4 protein-coding genes are annotated in these 6,340 nt (G+C 70.5%); 3 read left to right on the forward strand and 1 reads right to left on the reverse strand.

What is annotated here, in order from left to right; all coding sequences use genetic code 11:
* The 3 genes from VFL99_RS11225 to VFL99_RS11235 form a co-directional block, all read left to right on the forward strand.
* Positions 1-3,275 (forward strand): multicopper oxidase domain-containing protein (locus tag VFL99_RS11225; RefSeq protein WP_325106444.1); only part of this gene is annotated, 3,275 nt, incomplete at its 5' end.
* Between the two features lie 164 nt (positions 3,276-3,439).
* Positions 3,440-3,922: a nucleoside deaminase gene (locus VFL99_RS11230; RefSeq protein WP_325106447.1), complete on the forward strand. Its 483-nt coding sequence runs from the start codon at positions 3,440-3,442 to the stop codon at positions 3,920-3,922.
* A 5-nt stretch (positions 3,923-3,927) separates the two neighbouring features.
* Positions 3,928-5,127 carry a cupin domain-containing protein gene (locus VFL99_RS11235; RefSeq protein ID WP_325106445.1) on the forward strand — a complete coding sequence of 400 codons (1,200 nt, stop codon included), beginning with the start codon at positions 3,928-3,930 and terminating at the stop codon, positions 5,125-5,127.
* 43 nt (positions 5,128-5,170) lie between these two features.
* Here the strand turns inward: VFL99_RS11235 and VFL99_RS11240 are convergent.
* Positions 5,171-6,340, reverse strand: a 1,170-nt coding sequence (locus VFL99_RS11240) for a DUF4407 domain-containing protein (protein WP_325106446.1), incomplete at its 5' end; no start/stop codon positions are given.

Consider the following 6,340-nt stretch of genomic DNA (forward strand, 5'->3'; position numbering starts at 1 on the left):
CGCCGGTGGACAAGAGCTCGGTGATGGACGAGGTCCGCAACCCGCTGTGCACCGAGCCGTCGAAGTCGTCGATGTGCTTCAAGGACAACCGCGCCACGCTGCACCTGCACGGCGGCATCACGCCGTGGATCAGTGACGGCACCCCGCACCAGTGGATCACGCCGGCCAACGAGAACACCCCGTGGCCGCAAGGCGTGGCGGTGCAGAACGTCCCGGACATGAAGGACGCCAACGGTGCCACCAGGTGCGCGCCGAAGGACGACGGCTGCGAGACGTTCTTCTACACCAACCAGCAGAGCGCGCGACTGATGTTCTACCACGACCACTCGTGGGGCATCACCCGGCTGAACGTGTATGCCGGCGAGGCGGCCGGCTACACGATCACCGACGACGCCGAGAAGCGGCTCGTCCGGGACGGCGTCATTCCCGGCACCGACTCCACCCTGCCACTCATCGTCCAGGACAAGACCTTCGTGCCCGGTGACGAGCAGCTGTACGACCAGAAGGACGCCAACGGCGACACCACGTCATACGGGCAGGACCCGACGTGGGACGCCACGCGGTGGGGCGGCAAGGGCAGCCTGTGGTACCACCACGTCTACATGCCCGCGCAGAACCCCGGCGACCCGACCGGCCTGAGCCCCTACGGGCGTTGGATGTACGGCCCGTGGTTCTGGCCGCCGGCGTCGGACACGAAGTACGGGCCGATTCCGAACCCGTACTACGACGCCAGCTGCAAGCTGGACCAGCCGTCCACCTGGCAGTACCAGATGGAGCCGTTCTGCGAGCCGGAGAAGATCCCCGGCACGCCGAACATCTCCGCAGGCATGGAGCAGTTCAACGACACCCCGGTGGTCAACGGTGTCGCCTACCCCACGGTGACGCTGCAACCGAAGACCTACCGGCTGCGGATGCTCAACGCGGCGAACGACCGGTTCTTCAACTTCCAGTGGTACGTCGCCGATCCGAAGCAGGGCAACGGCAAGACCGAGGTGGCGTTGAAGCCGTCCGAGCTCGAGGCGGCCCAGACCGACCCGGTGGTCGCACCGACCCCGGTCGACAGCAACAACAACGCTGCCGGGCCGGACTGGGTGCAGATCGCCAGCGAGGGCGGGTTCCTGCCGTCACCGGCGGTGATCGATGGCCAGCAGCCGACGACCTACATCACCGACCCGACGAGGTTCGACGTCGGCAACGTCGACAAGCACTCGCTGTTGCTGGCGCCGGCCGAGCGGGCGGACGCGATCGTGGACTTCTCGAAGTTCGCGGGCAAGACGCTGATCCTCTACAACGACGCACCCGCGGCCTTCCCGGCCCGCGTCCCGCAGTACGACTACTACACCGGCGGCCCGGACCTGAGCCCGAGCGGCGCGCCGACCACGATGCCCGGCTACGGCCCGAACACCCGGACCTTCATGCAGGTCACCATCGCCGACACCACCCCGGCGCCTGCCTATGACCTCACCAAGCTCCGGAACGCGTTCAAGCACAACGTGAACGGCACCGGCGTCTTCGAGTCGAGCCAGCACCCGGTGATCGTCGGGCAGGTCGGCTACAACACGGCATACGGCTCGACGTTCGCGGCGAGCAGCAACTGCAACGTGCCGGGCAGCACGGTGGGCAAGTGTGACGGCCTGGCGCGGGTGGACGACAGCACGACGTTCGGGTTCAACACGCTGCGCAACCAGGGCCAGAAGCTGAGTCTCCACGTGGAGCCCAAGGCGATCCACGATGAGATGAATGCCTCCACGTTCGACGAGTTCGGCCGGATGACAGCCAACCTCGGTGTGGAAGCCCAGCCGCCGACCCCTGGACTGCAGAACGTGACGCTCTACCCGTACGTGAACCCGGCGACCGAGCTGATCGACGGCACCAAGCTGCCCAAGCAGCACGTCACCTACGACGCCACGACCGGTGAACCGGCCGACGACGTCAAGGTCACCCCGATCGCCGACAACACGGACGGGACGCAGATCTGGCGGTTCACCCACAACGGCGTGGACACGCACCCGATCCACTTCCACCTGTATGACGTGCAGGTCATCAACCGGGTCACGTGGGACAACATCATCATCCCGCCGGACCCGAACGAGCTGGGCTGGAAGGACACCGTGCGGATGTCGCCGCTGGAGGACACGATCGTCGCGCTGCGGCCGATCATCCCCGAGGTGCCGTTCGAGGTGCCCAACTCCATCCGGGCGCTCAACCCGATGATGCCGCTCGGGGACACCACCGGGTTCAACAACATCGATCCGCAAGGCAACCCGACGACACCGATCGCCAACACGCTGGCCAACTTCGGCTGGGAGTACGTCATCCACTGCCACATCCTCAGCCACGAGGAGATGGACATGATGCGTCCGGAGTCGGTGGCCCTGCCGCCGATCCGTCCCGACGGGCTGGCCGCCACGGTGGGAACCGGGAAGAACGCACGGATCACGTTGTCCTGGAACGACAACTCGATCACGGAGACCGCCTTCGAGGTCGAGCGCAGCTCCGACGGGAAGACGTGGTCGCTGGTCGGCACGGTCACCTCGCCGCTGGACAAGCCGAACGTCCACGAGAAGCGCACCTTCACGGACCCGACGGCCAGCGTGACCACGCCGTACCTCTACCGGGTCACCGCGCTGAACACGGTCGGCTTCGGCGGGGCGTTCCCCTCCATGACGGCCCGCTCACAGAGCAGCGAGCCGGTGGGCGTCAACAAGCCCGCGGCCCCCACGGCCCTGACCGCGACGCTCCAGTCGGGTCCGCAGGTCCGGCTCGCGTGGACCGACAACGCCACCAACGAGTCCGGCTACCAGGTCGAGCGGGCGACCGGCGACGGCGCCTACTCGGTGCTGGCCACGCTGCCGGCGGGCAAGACCACGGGGAGCATGACCTACACCGACAAGGCCGTGACCACGGGCACGACCTACTCCTACCGGGTCAGCGCCGTCAACGCCGCGGGTGCCGCCACGGCCGGTCCGGCGACGATCTCGGTGGACGCCCCCGCCGCCCCGAGCATCGCCTCGGCGACGGCGGTCCGCAACGGCAACAACGAGAAGATCACGGTGACGTGGGGTGACCTGCCGAACGAGACGGGCTACACCGTCCAATGGAGCACCTCACCCACCTTCGCCTCGGGCGTGAGCTCGGCGACGGTGCCGGCCAACACCACGACGTACACCACCGGCGGCGTCTCGCGGGTGACCTGGTACGTCCGGGTGGCCGCCAGCAACGTCCTCGGCTCCTCGCCCTGGTCGCAGGCCAGCACGGTGGCTCCCGCGCCCTGATCCCGGGCGGAAACGACACCGTGCTGGACGGGGGGCTCGCCTCAGGGCGGGCCCCCATCCTTGTCCCGGTGGCCGGTGCCGGCCGGCAGTCCCGGAACCGGCCGTTGTCGCGTAGCGTCGGACCCGCGCCCACCGAACCGAGGAGGCCCCAGCCGATGAGCTCAATGACGGTCACCGACGACGAGCGCCGCCACCTGCAGCGGTGTGTCGAGCTCGCCGAGGAGGCGCTCGCGGCCGGGGACGAGCCGTTCGGGTCGGTCCTCGTCGCCGCCGACGGCACCGGGCTCGCCGAGGACCGCAACCGCGTCGTCGCGACCGGCGACCGCACCCGGCACCCGGAGTTCGCCCTGGCGCGGTGGGCGGCCGAGCACCTCTCACCCGACGCCCGTTCCGGCGCCACCGTCTACACCTCCGGCGAGCACTGCCCCATGTGCGCGGCAGCCCACGCCTGGGTCGGTCTGCACCGGATCGTGTATGCCGTGAGCTCGGCCCAGCTGACCGCGTGGCTGTCCTCGTGGGGTGTCCCGGAGGGACCGGTGGCGGCGCTTCCGGTGCAGCAGGTCGCCCCCGGGGTGGCGGTGGTCGGTCCGGTCGAGGAGTTCACGGACGCGATGCAGGCGCTGCACCGGCGCTACCACAGGAAGTGATCACGATGCTGGAACGCGCGGGCGAGACCGCCTTCGACCACGACATGCACCACGGTGCGCTGCCCATGCGGGTGCAGTGGTACTTCCTGGACCGGTCCCGGCTGCCGGTCGCGGTCCAGCTGTGGGAGCTGCCGCCCGGCGGCTCCGAGGGGATGCACGCGCACCCCGACGACGAGCCGCTCGAGGAGCTCTACCTCGTCATCGAGGGGTCGGCGCGGATGCGGGTGGACGAGGAAGAGCACGACCTCGGTCCGGGTGACGCCGTCCTGGCGCCGGTCGGTGCCGAGCACGACCTGCGCAACACCGGCTCCAGGCCGCTGAAGGTCCTGGTCGTGTGGGGCCGCCCGTCGGCCGAGCCGGTGGACTGGTCTCCGTTCGGCACCGCGCGCGGCTCACGGGCGGCCCGGGCCGCGGCCGAGGGCGGAGCACCCACCGCGACGAGCGAGCACGGCCGGCCCGGCCACGGTGGGGCGGTGCTGGACCTGCGCGCCTTCCGGGTGGCCCGCCACGGCGACTCGGTCGACGACCTGCTCACGGTGGTGACCGGCGCCGACCTCGGCTCGGCCCTCCAGCAGGTGGGGGACGGCCTCCTGGCTCGCTACCTGGGTGCGTCCCCGGGTGACCGGGAGCGGCTCCGGCCGGCCGTGCTTGCCGTCGCCGCACAGTTGGACGGCCGTGACTGGGAGGGCGATGACCTGCTGGCCGAGGACCTGCGGGCCGCCGCGGACGGCACCGAGCCGCCCGGGCGGATGGTCCCGGTCGACCTCGACGAGCTGACCTCGGCTCCCCACGGCGGCGAGCTCGGCGACGACGGGTGCTACCTCAACGTGGTCACCGGCGACGTGGTCCCGTCCTTCCTCACCGACCCGATGGAGGTGGGAGAGGATCAGGCGGTCGACGTCGAAGGGGACGACAGCTGGCTGTGGCTGGGCGACCTCGGCGACACCGAGTGGCGCGACATGGAGGCGTTCAGCCTGCAGCTGCCCGACGAGCGGCACCGCGCCCGGCTGCTGGACGCGATCGAGGGCAAGGGCGCCTTCTCCCGCTTCCGCCGCATCATCGGTGACCTGGACCTGGTCCCACAGTGGCTGAGCTACCGCGACGACCGGCGCTGGGGCCGGGCCCGCGAGGCGCTGGCCGTGCACGGCATACATCCGTGGGGGAGTGTGCGGTTCCCTCCGGGTCAGGACCTGCGCAGCACCTGAGGCGCGCCGCCTCCCGCCTCGATGGGAGGTGCGCCGCGCTCGGCTACCGCGCGGGCACCGGGTGGCTCGGGTGGCTCGGATGGCTCGGGCGGCGGGCGGCGCTGGTGGGTGGTGCGTCCACCACGAACGCGTCGGGGTCCTCCTGCAGTCGTTGCCGCTGGCGGAGCTGCCACACCGCGATCGCCTCCTCGGCGAGCTCCTGCTGGGCGTCGAACGCCTGCTGGTGTGCGCTCACCTCCACACTCATCTGCCCGGCGGCCACCCGCCGCTGCGTGTCCAAGGCGGCCTGCACATCGATCTGCTGCCGCTCGCGGGTCGCCCGGAAGGCGCTGACCGCGGCGTCGTAGCTGGCTTCGTCCTCGAGGGTGCCGAGCAGCTCGTAGAGCGTCGGCTTGGCGAGGTTCAGCATCAGCTTGAACAGGACGGGCAGGCACTCGATCGAGGTGAGGAACAGGAAGAGGGCCAGGTGCGCGGCGAGCATCACCCGGTCGCCGCTGCTGATCCGCTCGAGGGCCTCCAGGCGGGCCAGCAGGCCGTCTCCGTTGCGGACGGCCGTGGCTTGTGCCGCGAGCTCGCGATCCCGCTCGGCCTGTGCCGTGATGACCTGCGCGCGCAGGGACGCGACCTGCTGCCGGGTCGCCCGGTGCTGCTCGGCCTGCTGGGTGCCGAGCTCGCGGCGGACCTGCGCCGTCTTGGCCGTCAGTGCGGCCTGGGTCTGTTGCCGCTGCCGCCGGAGCCGGTCCCGCAGGTCCACCTTCTCGTGGAAGGCCGGCCCGGCGCCGACCACGCCGCTGCCGCAGGTGCCCTCCTTCTCGCACACCACGGCCTGCTCGGCGACGCTGAGTTGCCCGTCGAGGTCGGCGAGCCGCGTGCGGAGGTCGGCGACCTCGGGGTTGCCGTAGACCGCGTCCTCGGCCACCGGTGTGGTGAGCTCGTGCTGCAACCGGTTCAGCTCCGCCCGTTGCTGGGGGAGGCCCCGGAACCGGGGGTCGGAGGCGAGCTGCTGGGTGAACGCCGCCTGCTGCTCCGCCTGCATGACCTTCAGCTCGTTGTTGATCTCGCCACCGAACACCTGGAGGGTCAGCGGCGTGGACAGCACGGCGCCGATGACCAGCGCCAGCAGGAACCGGGGGATCGCCAGCTGGATGTTGCCCCAGATCGTCCGCTGGCGCGTCGTCGCGGCGATGAGCCAGCGGTCGAAGTTGGCGAGGGC

Source organism: Segeticoccus sp. (genome assembly GCF_035708005.1).

Excerpts from the sequence above, each read along its gene's own strand:
- VFL99_RS11230 (WP_325106447.1), top strand. The coding sequence starts at position 3,440 with ATGACGGTCACCGACGACGAGCGCCGCCACCTGCAGCGGTGTGTCGAG.
- VFL99_RS11235 (WP_325106445.1), top strand. The coding sequence starts at position 3,928 with ATGCTGGAACGCGCGGGCGAGACCGCCTTCGACCACGACATGCACCAC.